Origin of the sequence: Delftia sp. Cs1-4 (assembly GCF_000214395.1) — a bacterium.
GTDB classification, from domain to species: Bacteria; Pseudomonadota; Gammaproteobacteria; order Burkholderiales; family Burkholderiaceae_C; genus Comamonas; species Comamonas acidovorans.
The window spans coordinates 1,028,828-1,049,211 of sequence record NC_015563.1; the positions used below are offsets into that span (position 1 = coordinate 1,028,828).

The 20,384-nt window shown below is 67.9% G+C and carries 21 protein-coding genes; 6 read left to right on the forward strand and 15 right to left on the reverse strand.

Annotated features, from left to right (window positions below; translation table 11 throughout):
* The 9 genes from gspD to gspG all read right to left on the reverse strand — a co-directional run bounded on the left by gspD (position 1) and on the right by gspG (position 8,087).
* Complete coding sequence (gene gspD, locus DELCS14_RS04535) at positions 1-2,364, reverse strand: type II secretion system secretin GspD (RefSeq protein ID WP_013800652.1); 2,364 nt, start codon at positions 2,362-2,364, stop codon at positions 1-3.
* Between the two features lie 3 nt (positions 2,365-2,367).
* On the reverse strand, positions 2,368-3,171 hold the full coding sequence (gene gspN, locus DELCS14_RS04540) for a type II secretion system protein N (protein WP_012207493.1): 804 nt from the start codon (positions 3,169-3,171) through the stop codon (positions 2,368-2,370).
* 2 nt (positions 3,172-3,173) lie between these two features.
* Positions 3,174-3,734, reverse strand: coding sequence for a type II secretion system protein GspM (gspM, locus tag DELCS14_RS04545; RefSeq protein ID WP_013800653.1), 561 nt, complete (start codon positions 3,732-3,734; stop codon positions 3,174-3,176).
* Positions 3,731-4,975 (reverse strand): type II secretion system protein GspL, encoded by a 1,245-nt coding sequence (gene gspL / locus DELCS14_RS04550; protein ID WP_013800654.1) that lies wholly within the window; start codon positions 4,973-4,975, stop codon positions 3,731-3,733. Before gspL ends, gspM begins: the two co-directional genes overlap by 4 nt.
* A 44-nt stretch (positions 4,976-5,019) precedes the next feature.
* Positions 5,020-5,997 (reverse strand): type II secretion system minor pseudopilin GspK, encoded by a 978-nt coding sequence (gene gspK, locus DELCS14_RS04555; RefSeq protein ID WP_013800655.1) that lies wholly within the window; start codon positions 5,995-5,997, stop codon positions 5,020-5,022.
* Complete coding sequence (locus DELCS14_RS04560; protein ID WP_013800656.1) at positions 5,994-6,701, reverse strand: prepilin-type N-terminal cleavage/methylation domain-containing protein; 708 nt, start codon at positions 6,699-6,701, stop codon at positions 5,994-5,996. The genes gspK and DELCS14_RS04560 overlap by 4 nt, the downstream gene beginning before the upstream one ends.
* Complete coding sequence (gene gspI, locus DELCS14_RS04565; protein ID WP_013800657.1) at positions 6,702-7,100, reverse strand: type II secretion system minor pseudopilin GspI; 399 nt, start codon at positions 7,098-7,100, stop codon at positions 6,702-6,704.
* Complete coding sequence (locus tag DELCS14_RS29430) at positions 7,097-7,552, reverse strand: GspH/FimT family pseudopilin (RefSeq protein ID WP_013800658.1); 456 nt, start codon at positions 7,550-7,552, stop codon at positions 7,097-7,099. Before DELCS14_RS29430 ends, gspI begins: the two co-directional genes overlap by 4 nt.
* 82 nt (positions 7,553-7,634) lie before the next feature.
* The gene (gspG, locus tag DELCS14_RS04570; protein WP_170961998.1) at positions 7,635-8,087 is read right to left on the reverse strand and encodes a type II secretion system major pseudopilin GspG; all 453 of its coding nucleotides are present in this window, start codon (positions 8,085-8,087) and stop codon (positions 7,635-7,637) included.
* Positions 8,088-8,133: 46 nt separating this feature from the next.
* On the opposite strand from gspG, the gene DELCS14_RS04575 reads away from it, so the two are divergent.
* Complete coding sequence (locus tag DELCS14_RS04575; protein WP_013800659.1) at positions 8,134-8,607, forward strand: type II secretion system protein N; 474 nt, start codon at positions 8,134-8,136, stop codon at positions 8,605-8,607.
* 6 nt (positions 8,608-8,613) lie between these two features.
* Here the strand turns inward: DELCS14_RS04575 and DELCS14_RS04580 are convergent, their stop codons facing one another.
* Genes DELCS14_RS04580 through ilvA form a run of 3 tightly spaced genes read right to left on the reverse strand, consistent with a single transcriptional unit; the run spans position 8,614 to position 11,609 of the window.
* Positions 8,614-9,216 carry a histidine phosphatase family protein gene (locus tag DELCS14_RS04580; RefSeq protein WP_013800660.1) on the reverse strand — a complete coding sequence of 201 codons (603 nt, stop codon included), beginning with the start codon at positions 9,214-9,216 and terminating at the stop codon, positions 8,614-8,616.
* Positions 9,213-10,025 carry an adenosylcobinamide-GDP ribazoletransferase gene (locus tag DELCS14_RS04585; RefSeq protein ID WP_013800661.1) on the reverse strand — a complete coding sequence of 271 codons (813 nt, stop codon included), beginning with the start codon at positions 10,023-10,025 and terminating at the stop codon, positions 9,213-9,215. Before DELCS14_RS04585 ends, DELCS14_RS04580 begins: the two co-directional genes overlap by 4 nt.
* A gap of 30 nt (positions 10,026-10,055) precedes the next feature.
* Positions 10,056-11,609, reverse strand: a complete 1,554-nt coding sequence (gene ilvA / locus DELCS14_RS04590) for a threonine ammonia-lyase, biosynthetic (protein WP_013800662.1) — start codon at positions 11,607-11,609, stop codon at positions 10,056-10,058.
* A gap of 366 nt (positions 11,610-11,975) precedes the next feature.
* On the opposite strand from ilvA, the gene DELCS14_RS04595 reads away from it, so the two are divergent.
* A complete protein-coding gene (locus tag DELCS14_RS04595; RefSeq protein ID WP_012207481.1) occupies positions 11,976-12,428 on the forward strand; it encodes an OsmC family protein in 453 nt (150 codons plus the stop codon).
* 106 nt (positions 12,429-12,534) lie between these two features.
* Here DELCS14_RS04595 and coq7 read toward each other — a convergent pair whose 3' ends face one another.
* Complete coding sequence (gene coq7 / locus DELCS14_RS04600) at positions 12,535-13,152, reverse strand: 2-polyprenyl-3-methyl-6-methoxy-1,4-benzoquinone monooxygenase (RefSeq protein WP_012207480.1); 618 nt, start codon at positions 13,150-13,152, stop codon at positions 12,535-12,537.
* Positions 13,153-13,483: 331 nt separating this feature from the next.
* Between coq7 and DELCS14_RS04605 the strand changes: the two genes are divergently transcribed.
* From DELCS14_RS04605 to DELCS14_RS04615, 3 genes are all read left to right on the forward strand, one after another.
* Positions 13,484-14,539, forward strand: coding sequence for a porin (locus DELCS14_RS04605; protein ID WP_013800663.1), 1,056 nt, complete (start codon positions 13,484-13,486; stop codon positions 14,537-14,539).
* A 182-nt stretch (positions 14,540-14,721) separates the two neighbouring features.
* Positions 14,722-15,870, forward strand: coding sequence for a porin (locus DELCS14_RS04610; RefSeq protein WP_013800664.1), 1,149 nt, complete (start codon positions 14,722-14,724; stop codon positions 15,868-15,870).
* A 134-nt stretch (positions 15,871-16,004) separates the two neighbouring features.
* A complete protein-coding gene (locus DELCS14_RS04615; protein WP_013800665.1) occupies positions 16,005-17,231 on the forward strand; it encodes a M20 aminoacylase family protein in 1,227 nt (408 codons plus the stop codon).
* A 15-nt stretch (positions 17,232-17,246) separates the two neighbouring features.
* Here DELCS14_RS04615 and DELCS14_RS04620 read toward each other — a convergent pair whose 3' ends face one another.
* The gene (locus tag DELCS14_RS04620; RefSeq protein WP_013800666.1) at positions 17,247-17,849 is read right to left on the reverse strand and encodes a TetR/AcrR family transcriptional regulator; all 603 of its coding nucleotides are present in this window, start codon (positions 17,847-17,849) and stop codon (positions 17,247-17,249) included.
* Between the two features lie 206 nt (positions 17,850-18,055).
* On the opposite strand from DELCS14_RS04620, the gene fabF reads away from it, so the two are divergent.
* On the forward strand, positions 18,056-19,381 hold the full coding sequence (fabF, locus tag DELCS14_RS04625) for a beta-ketoacyl-ACP synthase II (RefSeq protein ID WP_013800667.1): 1,326 nt from the start codon (positions 18,056-18,058) through the stop codon (positions 19,379-19,381).
* A gap of 28 nt (positions 19,382-19,409) precedes the next feature.
* Here fabF and DELCS14_RS04630 read toward each other — a convergent pair whose 3' ends face one another.
* Positions 19,410-20,255 carry an SIS domain-containing protein gene (locus DELCS14_RS04630; RefSeq protein WP_016448717.1) on the reverse strand — a complete coding sequence of 282 codons (846 nt, stop codon included), beginning with the start codon at positions 20,253-20,255 and terminating at the stop codon, positions 19,410-19,412.
* Between the last annotated feature and the right edge of the window lie 129 nt (positions 20,256-20,384).

Here is a 20,384-nt window from a genome sequence, read left to right on the forward strand (position 1 = left end):
TCAGAGCGCGCCGGGGGCTGCCGGCACGGCGGGAGCGGCGGGCTGCGGCTGGGTGAAGTCGATCAGCTCGGGCTTTGCGCCCGGCACGTTGACGATGGCGGCCGGGTTGGTGAACGAGCCGGGGTCCGGCTGCGGCGTCAGCGTGGGCAGCACGGGCGCGGCATTGACCGAGCGCAGCAGGGCGCTGGGCTCGGGCTGCAGGCTCTGTTGCTGCGCGCGGATGGCTTCGTAGCGCTCGGAAGAGACCTGGTTGGTCGCAGTCGCATCGCGCATCACCACGGGGCGCAGGAAGACCATCAGGTTGGTCTTGTTGCGCTTGCGGTTGGTGTTGCGGAACAGGTTGCCGACCACGGGGATGTCGCCCAGCAGAGGCACCCGGTCCTCGGCCTGGGAGTAGTTGTCGTCGATCAGGCCGCCGAGCACGACGATGTTGCCGTCCTCGACCAGCACGTTGGACTCGATGGAGCGCTTGTTGGTGGTCAGGCCGTTGGTGTCCTTGCGCGTGGACTCGTCCACCGAGGAGACCTCCTGGAACACGGCCAGCTTCACCGTGCCGTTCTCGTTGATCTGCGGGCGCACGCGCAGCATCAGGCCCACGTCCTTGCGCTCCACAGTGGTGAACGGGTTGACCGTGCCGCCCGTGGAATTGCTGGCGTAGGAGCCCGTGACCATGGGCACGTTCTGGCCCACGATGATGCGCGCCTCCTCGTTGTCCAGCGTCATCAGGTTGGGCGTGGACAGGATGTTGGCGTCACCGCTGTTTTGCAGGAAGTTGGCCAGAAAGCCCAGAGTGTCCTTGCCGTTGACGCGCTGCGTGAAGCCGAGGTTGGTGCCCCTCAGGCTGGTCAGCGTGTCGCCCGTGATGGCACTGCCGTCGAGGCCTCCATCCTTGACCAGGCCGAGCAGGTTCAGGATGTTGGCGCCCGCCACATTGGAGTTCGTGCCCAGGGTGCCGATCACGCGGCCGTTGTTGCTGAGCATGGCCTGCCACTGGATGCCGAACTGGGCCAGCCGGTTGTCCTTGATTTCGACGATCAGGCTTTCGATCAGAACCTGGGCGCGGCGGCCGTCGAGCTTGTCGATCACGGCGCGCAGTTGGCGATAGACGGGCGGTGGGGCCGTGATGATCAGCGAGTTGGTGGACGGATCGGCCTGGATCATGCCGCCCGTGGACGGCTGCTGGGCCACGCCCAGCGCGCCGCCCCCGCCGCCGCTGCCCAGGCCCGAGGACGAGCCCATACCCATGGATGCCGTGCCGCTGGAGTCGCGCGAGACCACGGGCTGCGAGGTGGGAATGGAGGACATGCCGCCACCCTGCGGCGTGGTGCCGCCCGCACCGGGCTGGCCGCTGGCCGTGCCCGCAGCCGTGGCCTGGGCGCCTATGGCCGCGCGCAAGGTGGCGGCCAGCGCCACGGCGTCGGCGTTCTTCAGATAGACCACATGGATGTTGCCCTGGTCGCCGCCACCGTTCATGGCGGGCTGGTCCAGCCGCGCGATCAGCGAGCGCACCTGGGCCAGGCGTGCGGGGTTGGCCGCGCGCAGCACGATGGAGTTGCTGCGCGGCTCGGCCATCAGCGAGGTCTTGAAGGCGTTGTCGCTCTGGCCCGGAATATTGGCGCCGCCGGCGGTCACGGTGAGGCCGCCGGGGCTGGCCGTGCCGCCTTCGATCAGGCGCGAGACCAGGGCCACCATGTCGGTGGCCACGGCATGGCGCAGCGGGATGATTTCGACATCGGTGGCGTTGGACACATCCATGGTCGCCACGATGCGCGAGATGCGCTGCAGGTTGTCGGCGTAGTCGGTGATGACCAGCGAGTTGTTGCCCGGGTTGACGTTGATGGTGTTGTTGGGGCTGATCAGCGGGCGCAGCACGGGAACCAGGTTGGCCGCGTTCTCGTAGTTGAGCTTGAAGATCTGGGTGACGATCTGGCTGCCCGCGCTGCTGCGGCTCGCGCCCACGGCCACTTCGCTGGCCTGCAGTTTGGCGTCGGCTTCGGGGATGACCTTGTACAGGCCGGCCGATTCGACAATGGTGAAGCCCTGCAGGCGCAGCGCGGCCAGGAACTGCTGGTAGGCGGTGGCAGGCGGCACGGGCCTGTCGGTCAGCAGCGTGATCTGGCCCTTGACGCGGGGGTCGACCACCACGTTGCGGTTGGTGATGGCGCCGATGGCGCGCGAGACGGCCTCGATGTCGGCGCCTGAGAAATTCAGTGTCACAGGCTCGCCGGGGCGCAGGCTGGGCGTGGCGCCGGCCGGTGCGTTGGTCTGAGCCTGGGTCGTGCCAGCGGTGCAGGCCAGCATGGCGCTGACGGCCAGCGTGTGCAGGGTGTTGCGCCAGAACAGGGTCGTGTGCTGCTGAGTCATGGATCAACCAAAGGAAATGATGGACCGGGGCCCCTGGCGCCGTCCCAGAATGTTGAGCAGGTTGGACAGCGCGGTTTCGCGCTCCGGGCTGGCCGAGGCCTCGCCCTGGAAATGCAGCCGCTGGCCCACCCATTGGCCCTGGCCGCTCAGGCGCAGGTCGCCGGTCAGGGTACTGAGCTGCAGCTGCGGGCTGTCGCCCCCGAGGATGTCCAGCCGGTAGCTGCCCAGCGGGCGCAGCGGTGACAGGCGTGAGGATACGGCCAGCGCCTCCAGGCGCGTGCTGCCTTCGCTGCGCCAGCGGCCCGATTGCCACAGCAGCTGCAGTTGCAGGGCCTGCGTGGCCAGCCGCAGCTGGCCTTGCAGGTCCACCGTGTTCCAGGGCGTGCCCAGACCGGACAGCAGGGAGGCGGGCCAGCGCGTGTCGCTGTCATGCACCACGGCGCTCAGGCCCTGCCAGCGGGGCAGCAGGTCCAGCACCACGGGCGTGGGTGTGCAGCATTCGCTGCGCAGTTGTATGCGGGCGCCGTCCAGGCGGGGGCGCAGCGTCCATTCCAGCCGTGTGGGCAGGGCCGTGCGGTCGCGGCTGCCGGCGCCTCCGGTGAAGACCAGGGAGGCCGAGCCATTCCACAGCGTGCCGCGCGGCTGCTGCAGCAGCACCTGGCCCTGCGTGGCCGAATCCACGCCGCGCGCCAGCCAGGCGGCGGGCGCCCAGACGACGGTGGTGGCCACCAAGCCGCACAGGGCACCGGCCAGCGCCCAGCCGCGCGGTGCGCGCAGGGCCGGCTGGGTGCGGGGCTTGCGTTGCATGCTCAAGGCGCCCGCGACGGATCGACGGGCAGGTCCAGCACCAGGCTGCCATCCCAGCGCACGGCATCGGCAGCGCCTGCTGCGCCGGAGGCGGCGGCAGTGCTTGCAGAGGCACTGCGGGCCAGCTTCATCTCGGCCGGAACGGCATGGGTGTTGCTGCGGACCTGGGCCAGCCAGCGCGCCAGCGCGGCGGCGGGTGCGGCCTTGAGCGTGATCTGTGCGCGGTCGCCCATCCAGTTCAATTGGGCGGAGGCGCCCAGTTCGGCGGACAGCGAGCTTTGCAGCAGCGCCTTGGCATCGCCGACCACGGGGCGTGCGTTGCCGCGCAGCTGCTCGGCCTCGGCCTGCAGCAGCTGCATCTGGCGCAACTGGCGGTCGGCCTGGGCATGGCGTTCGGGCGCGGTGCGCAGGCTGTGCAGGGCGGGGGCCAGTGCCACCCACCACAGCAGGGCCAGTGCCACCACGCCACCGGCCAGCAGGGTCATGTTCTGTTCACGCGGCGCCAGGGCATTCCAGCGCGCGCGCAGGGGTGCCAGGCTTTGGCGGGATGCGCGCATGTTCATGGCCGGGCCTCCTGGGCAAGCAGCAGGTCGGCGCCGTCGCGCTGCAGTCGCAGGCCGCTGCCGGCCAGATGTTGTTGTGCCTGCTCCAGTGCCTCGGCCTCCAGGGAGACGCCCTTGAGGCGCAGCTGCCGGTCCTGGTAGTCCATGGCCTGGGGCAACTGTCCAGCGGGCAGGGCCCGGGATGCGGCGGCCAGCAGGGGCTCCAGGTCGCCCTGCGTCAGCGCGCCGGCGGTCTGGCGCAGTGTGGCGACTTCGCGCTGCATTTGAACGGGCGCGTCGACGATGACGGGCACGCGGGGAAAGCTGGTGGCCAGCGTGGAGCGCACCTGGACCTGCTTGGCCGCGATGGCGCGGTTCTCGGTCCAGGCCCAGGCATTGAGGCCCACTACCTGGGCCAGCAGGGCGAGCACGGCGCCCCAGCGCGCGGCCTTCCATTGCGGCGCGCGCAGAAAGCTTTGCCAGCCGTCGAGCATGCGCCGCCGTGTGCGGCTGCCGCCGCCCAGATCCAGGTCGAACTGGGCCAGATCCCAGCTTTGTGCGCGGGCCGCCAGGCCGCGCTGGGCGTCCGTCAGCAGGCTGACGGGGCGCTGCAGGGCCTCGGCGGCGCGGGCCAGCGCCGGGTCGGCCTGGATCGGGGTGTCGGGGGGCAGGGCCTGAAGCAGGGCTGCCAGCATGGCAGGGTCGGCACTGTCGGTGCGCAGCGGCAGGCAGGCCAGCGAGTCCATGCCCTGCGGGGCGGTGCTCAGCCCGGTGGCCAGCAGCCAGGCCGATTCGGGTGAGCCCACGGCCCAGAGCTGGGGCGTGGCCTGGGGCGGACATTCCGGCACGATGCGGCCCACGGGCCGCCCTGCGGATTCCAGGGCCTGAAGGTGGGCATGGAGCCAGGCCTTGTTGCAGGCGGCAACCCAGCAGGGCTCGCCTGCGCGTGCCTGCGGCTGCAGGGCCAGGTGCAATTGGGAGGGCTCGTCGAGCAGGCGCTCTTCCAGCAGCCCGTCGAGTACGGCGCGCAGGCGCACATGTCCGCGCCGGCTTCCCGTAGGCACGCCATGGGGGAGGCTGACCAGATGCCAGGACAAGGCCTGGTGCGGCACCACGGCAACCGTCTGGCCGGTGCGGCCAGGATCGGGCAGCAGGCCTGCGGCGGCGTGGCCATGCCGGTCGGCGCGCAAGCCGTCACTGCTGAGTGCGTAGGCGTATTCGCCAGCGGGGCCCGCAGGCAGATGAAGAATCAAGGTGCTCATGGGCGGAAGCGGGCATTGTAGGGGGCGAGTGTGACAGCCATCTGTCATGGAGCGGGAGCTTCGGGCAATCCCCAGTCCCCCCTCTCACGCCAGATGGTAGTGACTGTCATGTTGTTGCGACGCAACATGGAGCGTTCGCTGGCCACGATCTCGCCCAGGCGCATGCGGCCACGCGCCTCGAAGAAGCTGGTGGCCACCGACAGGTTCTGTCCTTCGAATTTCTGCGGCAGGCCCAGCGCGTTGGAGGCATCGGCCAGGCTGCGCAGCGGGCGCGATGCGCGCAACTGCACCAGCTGGCTGGCCTGGGACCAGGTCAGGTCCTCCACGCTGGCCCAGATGACTTCGGCGCTGGCGGTGTTGAGGTTGACGGGCGTGTTCTCGGGCAGCAGGGTGATGTAGGGCTCCAGGCGCGCGACGACCTCGGGCGGCAGGCCCAGCCAGCCGAACTGGCGCAGCGTGCGCGGCATCAGGAACTGCGCGCCCTCGCCAGGGGTGGCGGCTGCGCGCAGGGCCTGGACGATCTGCGTGGCATAGGCAGGGGGCAGGTTCAGGCGCTCCAGCAGGCGGGACAGCGGGCGCAGGGTTTCGGGCTTGTCGGGGGCGCTCAGCAGGTTGCGCAGGTTCAGGCGCGACTGCAGGTCGATGATCTGGCCCGAGAGAAAGGCGTCCTGCATGTCGGCCATGCCGTCATCGACCTGGCTGACGTTGTTCTGCGCCGCCAGAAAGGTGGACAGGCGCGCCTCCTGCAGCGGCACGGCCCAGGGTTCGGCCAGATGGTCCACCTGCAGGCTGGTGCGCGCATCCTCGGCCAGCACCACGCGCGACCAGTCCAGCGCACCCAGCAGGATCCAGGCGGCCTGCATGCGGTTGCGCTCGGCGGTCTCGACCTCCACGCTGCGCCACTGCTGCCACAGCGCGGTGGCGGCGAACGTGGCCACCAGGGTCACCGTGAGCATGGCGGCCAGCAGGGCCACGCCACGGTGGCGGCTGCGGCCGGGCAGGGGGCGGGGTGTGCGCATCATGATCGGCTGTTGGAGCGCAAGGGGTTGACCCAGTCCATGGTGACGCGGCCAGGAATGGCGCTGTCGGGCGGCAGGGTCAGTTCGACGCGGATGCCGTCGGGAATCGTGGGCAGCTGCGCGCTGCTGTTGGTGCCGCCGGACGGCGGGTTGACCGTGCCCGTGCCGTTGTCCGAGCCGCTGGACTGCGGATTGCTCCAGGCGTTGTCGCGGTAGTAGTACAGGCGCCATTGGTCCAGGGGCATCAGCACGGTTTCGCGCCGGCGCTGGTCGTCCGAGGGGTTGCGCCCCCATTGCGATCCCTGGTTCCAGGCATCGCGCCACTGTGCGCGCGTGCGCAGCGGCGGCGACTGCCAGCGCAGCCACTGGTCGCGCCCTGCCGTCTGGCGGCGCGCCCAGGCGACGACCACGGCGCCGTCGTCCACGGCGGCGCTGCTCTTGCGGGTCATGCGCAGCACCTGGCCGTCCCAGTCGATGACCTGCGTGTTTTCAAGCGGCATCAGCGCTTCGAGGTCGGCATTCCATTGGGCGATGACGGTCTGCAGCACCATCTGCTGCTCGTTGCGGGCGCGAATGGTCTCCTGCGAGCGCACCATGCTGTCCAGCCCGCGCCAGCTCACCAGGGCCAGAAGGGCCATGACGGCGATGGCCACCATCAGCTCCACCAGGGTGAAGCCGTGCGTGCGGGAGGGGTGGCGCAAGCGCATTCAGAAGCGTCCCACGATGGTGGATACGCGCAGCACGGGGTGCTCTGCCGTGACCACCAGGGCATCGACACGGCGGAAGCTGGGATTGGGCGTGGGCCGCACGCTGAGCCGGACCTGCAGCTGCCGGCCGCCCTGCTCGCAGGTCAGGCTGTTGTCGCCCACGGGCGGCATCTGGCGCGACAGGCGCATGCGCACCAGCTCGTTTTGCGCGCACAGCTGGGCCAGCAGCACCTCGGACTGGCGCTCGGCATTGAGTGTCAGGGCCGATGTGGCCTGCAGACCGGCCATGAGCGCAATGCCCACGATGCCCAGGGCCACCAGCACCTCGATCAGCGTGAAGCCGCGTGCCGGGCGCCTGGGGGCACCGTGCTTTCGGAGCAGTCCGTGGAGGGCTGTCATGGCAGGGACTGCACGGCAAAGGGGCGCAGTCCATCCGTGGTCACGCGCAGCGGCGGGCTGGTGGAGTCGCGCAGCGTCAGCGTGACGGACTGGGGTGGAATCAGCGGCTCGGGGCCCAGCACCAGCGGCGTGGCCGGCTGCGCCTGCACACCGGGCTGCAGCCACTGGGAAGGCAGTTGTGCGCTGGCCGGCAGTCCCTCGAAGCGAAAGCCCTGCGGCATGGGCCGCCAGCGCACGGGCACGCCGTTGGCACGGGCCTGGGCTCGGGCCGACTCCAGCAGCGCGGCCAGGCGTTCGGCCTCGCGCTCCAGCTGTGCCTGTCCGCTGTCGCGCAGCGACAGGCTCACGCCTGCGGCGGCAATCGCCATGATGCTGATGACGACCATCAGCTCCAGCAGGGTGAAGCCGCGCGAAGGGGTGGACAGGGAGGAGGGAGCGGTCTGGCGGGGCATGAGAGCAGGCAGGCCCGCCGGGAGTGCGGGCCTGTGGTGCGGTGCGGCGCGGCCCCTGCGGGCCGTCGCCCGGGCCATCGACTTATTGCCAGCTGCCGATGTCGGCATCCTTGCCCTCTCCGCCGGCCTGGCCGTCGGCGCCAAAGGACATGATGTCGATGGGGCCCTTGATGCCAGGATTCAGGTACTGGTAGGGGCGGCCCCAGGGATCGTTGGGCAGCTTTTCCAGGTAGGGCTTCCAGTTGTTGGGCAGCGGTCCGCTCGTGGGGCGGACGATCAGGGCCTGCAGGCCTTGCTCGGCCGTGGGGTAGCGCTGGTTGTCCAGGCGATAGAGCTTGAGCGCCTGGGAGATGTTGGTGATGTCGGTGCGTGCAGCCGTGACGCGGGCATCGTCGGCGCGGTCCAGCACATTGGGCACGATCAGGGCCGCCAGCACGCCGATGATGACCAGAACCACCATCAGCTCGATCAGCGTGAAGCCGCGCTGGACGGCAGTGCGCAGGGCAGGCAACGGACGGCGGGGAAGGCTGGTCATGGAACGGTGCAGCAAATTGGACATATCGCTCCATCATAATCGCGCGATGGTGACACTTTCATTGAACCGCGGCCAGGCCCGGACCTGGCATGTCAAGGCGGCCACATTCGTGCTCTGGCTGCTGGCTGCCGGCGTCGTGGCTTTCTGGGCCATGCGCCTGGGCAACGGCGGCGCGGGAGCGCCCGTGCCCCCCGCGCCCGCCGAGCCCTTGCAGGTCGATGCGCCCGCGCTGGCGCAGGCCCTGGGAGGCGTGGCGGCCGCGCAGGGCGCCGTCGTCCCCGCTGCAGCGCCTGTGGTCTCGCGCTATGCGCTGGTCGGTGTGCTGGCCGGGCGCGACAGCGGCGGCGGCGCGGCGGTCATCGCCGTGGGCAACCAGCCGGCCAAGCCCTTCCGCGTGGGGCGCGCTGTGGAAGACGGCGTGGTGCTGCAGTCGGTGTCGGGCCGCGAGGCGCGCCTGGGCCCCAGGGTCGATGGCCCGGCTTCCATCACGCTGCAGATTCCCCTGCCCGACAAGCGCTGATCCCGGTCAGCGCGGCAACGGCAGGTCCAGCGCCAGCCAGCCGCCAAAGTCAGGCGCGGGCAGCGTCCATTGGGCCGCCTGGGGCAGGGCGCTGCCTTCGCGCATCAGCCATTGCGCGCAGCGCGCCACACCGGCATGGGTGATCCAGACGGTATCGCGTGCGGCGCCATCGCCCACCGAACCCCTGCTCGCCTGCTGCAAGGCCTCATCCACCCTGCGCAGCATGGTCGCCAGGGACTCTCCCCGGCCCGGCGCGTGCCCGGCAAGGTCTGCCGCCCAGGCATCGATGGCGCTGCGGTCCAGCGCATCCCAGGGCTGGCCTTCCCACTCGCCGAAGTCCATCTCCAGCAGGCGGCTGTCCGCCGCCGATGCCAGGCCGGGCCGCAGTGCCTGCAGGGCCTGTGCCAATTGATGGCATCGGCGCAGTGGCGAATGCACCAGCAGGCAATCCGCAGGCAGGGCGAGGTGCAGGGCCTGCGCCGCATCGGCCGTGGCCTGGGTGTCGGCTTGCATGTCGAGTCGGCCATAGCAGATGCCGGGCGCCACCAGGGGGCGGGCATGGCGTACCAGCCAAAGGCGTGGCGCCGGGTTGGCGCAGACGGAGTTCATGGCACGCGCACCAGTACGGCGGCGGCTCCCAGCAGCATGGCCAGTTCACAGACCTGCTGGGCAGCGCCCAGGCAATCCCCCGTCATGCCGCCCAGCCGGCGGCGCAGCCAGCGCACCATGGCGGCCGTGGCCAGGGCGCCGGGCAGTACCAGGCCGATGACGAGCGGCAGGCCGCCCAGCCAGCCTGTCAGCGCCAGGGCGGGCAGGCACCAGAGGATTGCCGCGACCAGGCCTATGGCGCTCAGCGGCCTGCCAGCCGCATGCACGGCCTTGGAGTGGGCCGCCTGGCCCACATAGGGAAGGCATTGCATGAGGGCCAGCGGCGCCATGCGCGACAGCACATGGATGCTGCACAGCAGCAAGGCAGTCCATTGCACGCGGATGTCGACCAGCAGCGCGACCAGGGATAGCTTGGCCAGCAGCGCCATCACCAGGGCCATGGCGCCGTAGGCGCCCAGGCGCGAATCCTTCATGATTTCCAGCGCGCGCTCGGGCGGGACAAAGCCGCCCAGGCCGTCGGCCACATCGGCCAATCCGTCTTCGTGCAGTCCCCCGGTCAGCCACAGCGTGGCCACGGTGGAAAGAACGGCGGCAACCAGCGGCATCCAGGGGCTGGGCGCCAGCAGCCAGCCCGTTGCCGTCAGGCACGCTGCGCCCCATGCGCCCACCAGCCAGCCGACGCCGGGCAGATGGGCAACGCTGGCGTGCTGCAGCTGGGGGCTCCAGCCAGCCCAGGCGGCCAGCCGCCCCGTGACCGGGATGCGGCTGAAGAACTGGACGGCCAGGACAAAGTGGCGAAGCGGCTGCATGGGCGTGTCAGTGCCGGCCCGGCAGGTCCGTCACTTGAGGAAAAGCTGGTAGGCCGGGTTGGCGGTTTCCTCGACCCAGGGATAGCCAAGATTGCTCAGGAAGGCGTCGAATTTCTTGCCATCCTTGGCAGGCACCTGCATGCCGACCAGGATGCGGCCGTAGTCGGCGCCTTGGTTGCGGTAGTGGAACAGCGAGATGTTCCAGGTCGGCGCCATCAGGCTGAGGAACTTGAACAGTGCGCCGGGGCGCTCGGGGAAGACGAAGCGCAGCAGGCGCTCTTCCTGCGCCAGCGGCGAATGGCCGCCGACCATGTGGCGCAGATGCTCCTTGGCCATGTCGTCGAAGGTCAGGTCCAGCGCCTCGAAGCCCTGCTTCTCGAAGTTCCTGGCGATCTTCTCGGACTCGCCGCGTGCCGCCGTGGTCAGGCCCACGAAGACGTGGGCCTTGTTCTCGTGGCTGATGCGGTAGTTGAATTCGGTCACGTTGCGCGGGCCGCCGGGCAGCTTGCCCACCGCTTCGCAAAAGCGCTTGAAGCTGCCGCGCTCCTCGGGGATGGTCACGGCGAACAGAGCCTCGCGCTCCTCGCCCACCTCGGCCCGCTCGGCCACGAAGCGCAGCCGGTCGAAGTTCATGTTGGCGCCACACAGGATGGCGGCATAGGTCTCGCCCTTGGTCTTGTGCTTGGCAACGTACTGCTTGATGGCCGCCACGGCCAGGGCGCCGGACGGCTCGACGATGGAGCGCGTGTCCACGAAGATGTCCTTGATCGCGGCGCAGACGGCGTCGGTATCGACCACCACGTAGTCGTCCACCAGGCCCTGGGCGATGCGGAAGGTCTCCTCGCCCACCAGCTTGACGGCCGTGCCGTCGGCGAACAGGCCCACGTCGGCCAGCTCCACGCGGTGGCCGGCGCGCACGGACTGCAGCATGGCGTCCGAATCCTTGGTGTGCACGCCGATCACCTTCACGTCGGGGCGCACGGCCTTGATGTAGTTGGCCACGCCCGAGATCAGGCCGCCGCCGCCGATGGCGACAAAGACCGCGTCCAGGCGCGGGCTGCCCAGCTTTTGCAGCTGGCTCAGCATTTCCATGGCAATCGTGCCCTGGCCGGCGATCACGTAGGGGTCGTCGAAGGGGTGCACAAAGGTCAGGCCCTTTTCCTTTTGCAGCTTGACGGCGTGCTTGTAGGCGTCGGAATAGCTTTCACCGGCCAGTTCCACCTCGCCGCCCAATGCCTGCACCGCATCGATCTTGACCTGGGGCGTGGTGGTCGGCATCACGATCACGGCGCGGCAGCCGAGCTTGCGTGCGCCCAGGGCCACGCCTTGTGCATGGTTGCCGGCCGAGGCGCAGATCACGCCCTTTTCCAGCTGCTCGGCCGACAGGTGCGCCATCTTGTTATAGGCGCCGCGCAGTTTGAAGCTGAATACCGGCTGCTGGTCCTCGCGCTTGAGCAGCACCTTGTTGTGCAGGCGGCGGCTCAGCGCCTTGGCGGGCTCCAGGTCCGACTCCACGGCCACGTCATAGACGCGCGCGGTAAGGATCTTGGTCAGGTAGTCGGCAGGGGTCAGGGGGTGGTTCATCGTCGGCGAAAGGCTGGAGAGCAGCAGGCCGGGAGGCGGCCCGTCGGTGTCAGGCGGCCATCATAGGCGCTTGTGAATCATGCTGCAGTGCAGCGTCCTGCACAGGCCGGGAGCGACGAAACCAAAAAAAAGCCCCAGGCTGTAAAGCCGGGGGCTGAATCCACCAATAGAGGAGGTGGAGGAGACAACTGGTGCGATGCAGAGCGAAGTTGGTTCACAATCTGCAGTCCATCTGGAGGGGTGTCCGGGTTAACCCTTCAGATAACGCTTGGGTGCATTGTATGCACGGCAGGTGCTGCGTTGCAACAAAATCAGGGTTTTTGTGTAGTTGATGCAAAATAGCAACAGTTTTTTGAGGACGCAACAATGGAATGCACAGTGAGTTGGACAGGCGGCACGACCGGCATGCGCTCGGGCATGGGCTTCGTGGCGGAAACGGGCAGCGGCCACGTGGTCAATATGGATGGGGCGCCGGATGCGGCCAACCCCGCCAATGGAGGGCAGAACCAGGCACCCCGCCCCATGGAGATGCTGCTGGCCGGCGCCGGTGGCTGCACGGCATATGACGTGGTGCTGATCCTCAAGCGCGGCAGGCATGCCGTCAAAGGCTGCAGCGTCAAGCTCACCTCGGAGCGCGCCGATGCGGACCCCAAGGTGTTCACCAAGATCCACATGCAGTTCACCGTCAGCGGTACGGGTCTGCCCACAGGTGCTGTGGAACGTGCCATCGCCATGAGCCATGACAAATACTGCTCGGCCACCATCATGCTGGGCAAGACGGCCGAGATCACCACGGGATTCGACATCGTCGAGGCCTGATGCCGCCGGTGGCTGGGCTTGCGCCTCGGCGCCCCTCCTGAAATGAAGAAAGCGGGCAAGGCCCGCTTTTTTTGGATGGAATGCTGTTTCAGATGTTTCTGAAAGTTCAGATGCGGTGGGCAGTTGTCGTCATCACCTTGGCTGCCAGGCGCATCAGGGCGCGGGCGGGGGGCGGCAATTGCAGGGCGCCAGCTTCGCGCGCAGCGGCGGCATGGCGTTCCTCGTCATCCTTCATGCGGGCCACCACGGCCAGTGAGGCGCGGTCTTCCTCGGGCAACAGGCCCAGATGGCTTTCCAGATGGGCGGACACCTGCTCCTCCGTCTCAACCACAAACCCCAGGCTGGCCGCGTCGCTGATCTTGGCGGCCACCACACCGATGGCGAAGGCGCCGGCAAACCACAGCGGGTTCAGCAGGCTGGGCCGGTCGCCCAGGGCGTTGAGCCGGTCGCGGGTCCATGCCAGGTGGTCGGTCTCCTCGCGCGCTGCCTCCAGCAGGTGCTCGCGCAGCACCATGTCGCGCGTCACCATGGCCTGGGCGTTGTACAGCGCCTGGGCGCAGACCTCTCCGACGTGATTGACGCGCATCAAGGCGCCCGACAGCCGACGCTGTGCCTCGGTCAGCTCTCCCTCCGCGATGCCGGCGGCCGGGGAGCGTTCGGCGGCGGAAGGCTGTGCAAACAGGGTGCGAAGCGCCGCATCGGCGGCAGTCAGTATCTTGTCCATGGGCGGTCCCTAGAGCGGAAAATCTTGGCAAATTCAGGGTCTGAACGGTACACCAGGACGCCATGCCCTCTCTTTGTGCAAGCGCAACAAGGCCGGCGCGATGTTCGGGTTGGGCCTGATTGTGTTGGCTTGCAGGTTTGTTGCGGCAGTGCAACGAAAAACGGGGGGTAATGCCCGTTTGTGGGTGAATTTCTTTGCATGGGCAGCGGTGGTCTGGTGCAATAGGCCCTAACTTCCCCACCAGGAGGTTGGCGCGGGAAACCGGTGGAGCATCAGGCCAAGCCTCTCTTCCTCACGACCGGCGCCCTTCTAAACCTTGGAGTAACTCGTAATGAAAAAATCTCTGATTGCCCTGGCAGTGCTGGCTGCTTCCGGCGCCGCAATGGCTCAATCCTCCGTGACCCTGTTCGGTATCGTCGACACTGGCGTTGCCTACGTGAACAAGGACGCAGCTGGCGACAGCCGTTACGGCCTGGGCACCAGCGGCGCTTCCACGAGCCGTCTGGGCCTGCGCGGCACGGAAGACCTGGGTGGTGGTCTGAAGGCTGGCTTCTGGCTGGAAGGCGAAATCTTCGGTGACGATGGCAACGCCAGCGGCTTCAACTTCAAGCGTCGTTCGACCGTGAGCCTGTCGGGCAACTTCGGTGAAGTGCGCCTGGGCCGTGACCAAGTCCCGACCTTCCAAAAGCTGACCTCCTACGACCTGTTCAGCGCCACCGGTATCGGCCAATTCATGGGCTTCCGTAACTGGGCAGCTGGCCAAGGCGCCGACGACAACGGCATCCGCGCTAACAACCTGATCTCGTACTACACCCCCAACTTCGGCGGTTTCAACGCCGGCTTTGGCTACGCTTTCGACGAAAAGCAAACCATCGGTACTGCTGACAGCGTCGGCCGTTACATCGGCGGTTACGTTGCATACGACAACGGCCCCCTGAGCGCCAGCCTGGGCCTGGCCCAGCAAAAGACTGCCGTTGGCGGCCTGGCTACCGACCGTGACGAAATCACCCTGGGTGCTTCGTACAACTTCGGCGTTGCCAAGCTGAGCGGCCTGCTGCAACAGACCAAGTTCAAGCGTGACATCGGCGGCGACATCAAGACCAACTCCTACATGCTGGGCGCTTCGGCTCCCGTCGGCGGCGTGGGCGAAGTCAAGCTGCAATACGCTCTGTACGACCAAAAGGCCATCGACTCCAAGGCTCACCAGATCACTCTGGGCTACGTCCACAACCTGTCCAAGCGCACCGCTCTGTACGGCAACCTGGCATTCCTGAAGAACAAGGATCTGTCGACCCTGGGCCTGCAAGCCAAGGGCGTGTACGCTGGTGGCGTGCAAGCTGGCGAAAGCCAGACTGGCGTGCAAGTCGGCATTCGCCACGCTTTCTAATGAACGGCTGGCGTAAGCCAGTTGCCATTTGAAGCAAAAAAGAGCCAGTCTTCGGACTGGCTCTTTTGTTTTGTGCTAGGGAAAGACCTGTGTTGTGCTTGTGCCAACGGTGACGAGGCGGGAAAAGCGTTTCTAGAATGAAATTTCCACCAACCAATCGTTAACAAGAGAGAGACAACACAATGAATTCTTCATTCGTGAAAAAGAGCGTGGCACTGGCGGTGTTGGCAGCAACGGCACCCTTGGCAGCATTCGCCCAGCAAAGCAGCGTGCAGCTGTACGGCATCGTCGATGCCGGCGTGCGCCACACCACCAATGAAGGCCCGACCAAGAGCGGCAAGACCCAGATGATCGGCGGCGGCATGTCGCAAAGCCGCTGGGGCATCAACATCACCGAGGACCTGGGCGGCGGTCTGGCAGCCATTGCCAACCTGGAAGCCCGTTTCCTCACCGACACCGGCGAGCAGGCTGCAGCCAGCTACTTCCAGCAATCCTGGGTGGGCCTGCGCAGCAAGAGCTTTGGCCAGGTCACCCTGGGCCGCCAGTACAACATGCTGTTCGACCTGGTGACCTCCACCTACGCCTCCTTCCCGTACTCGCCGTACATGGAGGCCTACAAGCCTGAAATCGGCATGTCCATGGGCGCGCGCGCCAGCAACATGGTCAAGTACCTGGCCGAGTTCGGCCCCGTGCGCGGTGCCCTGCAGTATTCGTTCGACGAGAACAACACCTTCGACAAGGTCGGCACCGGCGTGGCCCCTGGTGGCGCCATCAAGACGGCCGGCGGCTATCTGCGTTATTCGCAAAGCGGCATCTCCGCAGGCGCCGGCTACCTTGGCACCACGCTGCCGGCCGGCACCAAGGTCGATGCCTATACCCTGGGCGGCTCGTACCGTGTGGGTCCCTGGTACGTCAACCTGGGCTACGGCCTGAACAAGCGCAAGGACGCGTTCCCGGCGGCAACCGCAGGCGGTGGATTCGACCAGGCCATCCTCAACTCCTTCTGGACAGGCTCGTCCAACGGCGGCTTCGTGGCCGGCGACGCCAACAAGCGCCAGATGTACAAGATGGGCTTCGGCTACCAGATCACGCCCCAGATCAATGTGGGCGCGCATTACTACCATGCCAAGCAGTCGGGCTCGGGCACGGGTAATTTCAATGGCAAGGCGGACTTCCTGGTGGCGGTGGTCGACTACGCCTTCTCCAAGCGTACCGATGCCTATGTGGCCCTGGACCACACCAAGACCAGCGGTGGCTCGGGCGTGATGCTGGACGCCAATGGCGCCACCAAGCGCACGGGCTTCACCGTCGGCCTGCGCCATCGCTTCTGAGCACGCGGCGTCTGCGCAACGAAAGGCCTCCTTCGGGAGGCCTTTTTGTTTCCTGTCGATGGGCTGACGGTGGGCGGGCGCGATTTCCTGCGTTAAGGTAATGCGCAGGCCAACGAAGCGAAAGAACCAAGGCTATGGAAGCCACTCGATACAAGGCAGGCGGTCGGGCCTTTGCCCAGATCGCCCAGTACCACCCGGAGCTGACGGCGCTGCGCCGCGAGCTGCATGCGCATCCGGAGCTGGGATTCGAGGAGCGCTTCACGGCGGCGCGCGTCAAGGAGGCCTTGCGCCAGTGCGGTGTGGACGAGATCCATGAGGGCCTGGGCACCACGGGCCTGGTGGCCGTGATCCGCGGGCAGGGCCACAGTTCGGGCGCCATGGTGGGCCTGCGTGCCGACATGGACGCACTGCCCATGGTTGAGCACAACGAATTTCCCTGGAAGTCCGGCAAGCAGGGGCTGATGCACGGCTGCGGGCATGACGGCCATACGACCATGCTGGTGGGCGCCGCCCGCTACCTGGCCGCGACGCGGCGCTTCGATGGCTCGGCCGTGCTGGTCTTTCAGCCCGCCGAGGAAGGGCGCGGCGGCGCGCGGGCCATGATTGCCGATGGCCTTTTCGACCGCTTTCCGATGCAGGCCGTGTACGCCATGCACAACTGGCCTGCCATGCGTGCGGGCACGGTCGGTATCAACATGGGCGCGATGATGGCGGCTGCCGACCGCATCACCATCGAGATCACGGGGCGCGGCGGCCATGGTGCGCATCCCTACCAGACGGTGGACGTGGTGCTGGCGGCTGCGCACATCACCACGGCGGTGCAGAGCATCGTCTCGCGCAATGTGCGCGCCATCGACAGTGCCGTCATCAGCCTGTGCGCCGTGCAGGCCGGGGACCTGGGTGCCTTCAGCGTGATGCCGGGCACGGCAACGCTGGTGGGAACCGTGCGGACCTTCGACCCCGCCGTGCAGGACCGTGTCGAGCAGCGCCTGCAGGAGTTGTGCAGCGCGGTGGCGCTGGGGCTGGGTGCCACGGCCAAGGTCAACTACGAGCGCATCTATCCCGCCACCATCAACTCCCCCACGGAAGCCGCCTTTGCTGCCGACGTGGCCCAGGCGTTGGTGGGGGTGGAGAACCTGGACCGGCAGCTGGAACCCAGCATGGGTGCCGAGGACTTTTCGTTCATGCTGCAGCACAAGCCCGGTGCCTACCTGCGCCTGGGGCAATCCACGGGCGCCCAGCCCGGGGTGCCGCTGCACAGCAGCCGGTATGACTTCAACGACGAAGTGCTGCCACTGGGCGCTGCCCTGCACGCCAGCCTGATCGAGCAGGCCATGCCGCTGCATTCGCAGGACGTATAGCGCAGACGGAGCGGGTCAACGGGCCTGGCTCTCGGGCGCAAGAAGGTGGGCCTGCACCGTTTTCAGAATCTCGTCGGACAAGGCTGGATTGGCTGCGACCGTGGCGCGTGCCAGGACCAGGGCGCCCACCATGCTGCTGAGCATGGCCATGGCCTGGGCGCGCTGTGTGGCATCGGGTGCCTGATCGTCGCCAAGTGTGCCTATCACGCGCGCAAATCTGCCGATGTTGCGTTCCACCCCTTCGGCGAACACCGCTGAAAGATCGACGCCTGCCCGGGCCACGTCCACGGCCAGTGCTGCGGCGGGGCAGCCCTCGCCGGGGCTGTCGCGGTGCTGCGGCGACAGATAGGACTGCACGCGCGCGGCAAGGCTGCCGGCCTGTTCACCCTGCAGGCCGTCCAGCGGCGCGATGGACCAGTCGAAGGCGCGTGCGCAGGCCTCGCGCACCAGCGCATCCTTGGATTCGAAGTGGCGATAGAGCCCGCCGTGCGTGAGCCCCGCGCCGCGCGTCACCTCGGCCACGCCGACGCCGTCCAGCCCGTGCTCGCGGTACAGCCGTGCGGCGGCTTCGAGGATGTCCTGCCGGTTCTGCGCGGCCTGGGCTTTCGTGACTTTCATGTGCGCTGTCCAATGATTGTGGTCGTTATCAAAACACGTTTATGATGACGGCCATCATCATAAATCAGCCCCTGCCATGGCCTGTGCGCCATGTTCTGCAGGGGCTGTGCACTCTACAGGGAAGAACCGATGAATGCCTGTTCACTTCTGCGCAGCCTGCTGCCTGGGCCCGCTCCGACCTCCGCACGGTGTGCCGGGAGCGGCTCATGAATACGGCCCATACGGCGCATACGTCCCAGACGTCACATACGGCGGCCCATCTGCCTCGCCGCGTGGTCATCACGGGCATGGGCATGGTCTCCCCGCTGGGGCGGGGCACTGAATTGGCCTGGCGCCGGCTGCTGTCCGGCGCATCGGGCCTGAGCCGGCTGCCCGAGGATCTGGCGCCCGATGTGCCGGGCCAGGTGGCAGGCCAGGTGCCCGACCTGGCCCGCGACCCGGAAGGCGGCTGGGACATCGATGCCGTGGTCTCGCCCAAGGACCAGCGCAAGATGGACCGCTTCATTCCGCTGGCGCTGGACGCTTCGGACCAGGCCCTGGCCCAGGCCGGCTGGCAGCCGGCCAGCGAGCAGGAACGCACGCGCACGGCCTGCATCATTGCCTCGGGCATCGGCGGCTTTGGCGCCATTGCCCAGGCCGTGCGCACCACGGACAGCCGGGGGGTGTCGCGCCTGTCGCCCTTCACTGTGCCGTCTTTCCTGGTGAATCTCGCGGCCGGCCATGTGTCGATACGCCATGGACTCAAGGGCCCGCTGGGTGCGCCGGTCACGGCCTGCGCGGCCAGCGTTCAGGCGGTGGGCGACGGCCTGCGCATGATCCGTTCGGGCGAGGCCGATGTGGCGCTGTGCGGCGGCGCCGAGGCTGCCATCGACCGCGTGAGCCTGGGTGCGTTCGCGGCGGCCAAGGCCCTTTCCACGGGATACAACGACCGCCCCGAAGAGGCCTCTCGCCCCTTCGACACAGGCCGCGACGGCTTTGTCATGGGCGAGGGCGCGGGCGCCCTGGTGCTGGAGGGGCTGGACCACGCCCTGGCGCGCGGCGCCGTGCCGCTGGCCGAAGTGGTGGGCTACGGCACCAGCGCTGATGCCTATCACATCACCTCGGGCCCGGAGGATGGCGACGGCGCGCGCCGCAGCATGGCGCAGGCGCTGGCCATGGCCGGGCTGTCGCCGGATCAGCTGCAGTACCTCAATGCCCACGCCACCTCCACGCCCGTGGGCGACCGGGGCGAGCTGGCGGCCATGCGCTCCCTGTTTGGCGAGGGCAGCGGCGTGGCGATCAGCTCCACCAAGTCGGCCACGGGCCATTTGCTGGGCGCGGCGGGCGCGGTGGCGGCCATCTTCACGGTGCTGGCGCTGCGCGACCAGATGGCGCCGGCCACGCGCAATCTCGTGGAGCCCGATCCCCTGGCCCAGGGGCTGGACCTGATCGCCGGCGCGGCAAGGCCCTGGGCCATGGAGCATGCCCTGGTCAACGGTTTCGGCTTTGGTGGCGTCAACGCCTCGCTGGTGCTCAGGCGCTGGCAGGGCTGAACGAGGCGGGCGGGCCTGGGGGCCGGTGCTACGTGTAGCGCTTGGCCCGCAGGTTGTTCTTCATCTGCTCCAGCGCAGGCTGCAGGGCCGGGCCGATGCGCAGCGCCACGCAGGTGGCCAGCACGTCGATGACCAGCAGGTGCAGCAGGCGTGACACCATGGGGCTGTAGCGGTCGTAGCCCTCGGGATGGTCGGCGGCCAGATGGATGTGGCAGGCCGAGGCCAGGGGCGAGCCACTGGCGGTGATGGCAATCGTGGTGGCGCCGTTCTTGCGCGCGATGTCGGCGGCGTCCATCAGGTCGCGCGTGCGGCCCGAGTTGGAAATGATCACTGCGCAGTCGCCGGGTCCCAGCAGGGTGGCGCTCATCACCTGCATGTGGCCGTCGCTGGTGGCCAGGCTGGTCACGCCCAGGCGAAAGAACTTGTGCTGCGCGTCCTGCGCCACGATGCCCGAGTTGCCTGCGCCGTAGAACTCGATGCGCCGCCCCGTCTGCCAGGTCGAGGCGATGGCCTGCGCCGCCTGCTCTATGGCCGTGGTGCTGGCGGCATTGCGGTATTGCAGGAAGGCGGCCACGGCGTTGTCCACCACCTTGACCATCACGTCGCTGGTCTTGTCGTCGGTGTCCACGCTGCGGTGGATGAAGGGCACGCCCTCGCTGACGCTGCCGGCCAGCTTGAGCTTGAAGTCGGCCAGGCCGTCGTAGCCCATGCTGCGGCAAAAGCGCACCACCGTCGGCTTGCTGACATGGGCACGCTCGGCCAGTTCGCGCACCGGCTGCCGTGCAAAGGCCCGTGGATCGGCCAGCACCAGGCGGGCCACGCGTTGTTCGGCGGGAGCAAGCGAGGGCAGCGAGGCGGTGATGCGGTCCAGCATTAGGCGGTGGGCGTTGTTCTGTGGGTAAAGGGAAGCGGTTGCCGCAAGGCAGGTCCAGCGCGCATTTTGCATGAGCGGCAGCCTTCGCTTACTTTCCTGACGCCGATGCAAACCATGCGCGCGCATACA